1 protein-coding gene is annotated in these 234 nt (G+C 57.7%); it reads right to left on the bottom strand.

All coding sequences use genetic code 11. From position 1 onward, the window contains the following. Positions 1-234 (bottom strand): class II aldolase/adducin family protein (locus SB756_RS35595; protein WP_410913950.1); only part of this gene is annotated, 234 nt, incomplete at both ends.

Genomic DNA, 234 nt, shown 5'->3' with positions numbered 1-234 from the left:
ACTTGTGCTGATTTTTCTGCGGTGTCGATTAAACCGAATGTTTCATCCAGCGTCGGCCCGCTGCCGAAGACGCCGTGGAAGGGCCACAACACCAGCGAATGTCTTTGCATCTCTTGTGCGGTCGCCTGGCCGATTTCGTCCGTGCCGGGCACCATCCACGGCAAAATGCCAACGCCATCCGGGAATACCACCAGACACTCGGTGCTGCCTTCCCACAGTTGGCGAGTAAAGACC

This window comes from Pseudomonas sp. SIMBA_068, assembly GCF_046534705.1.
Lineage (GTDB): Bacteria > Pseudomonadota > Gammaproteobacteria > Pseudomonadales > Pseudomonadaceae > Aquipseudomonas > Aquipseudomonas putida.
This window is presented reverse-complemented; position numbering and strand designations above follow the sequence as displayed.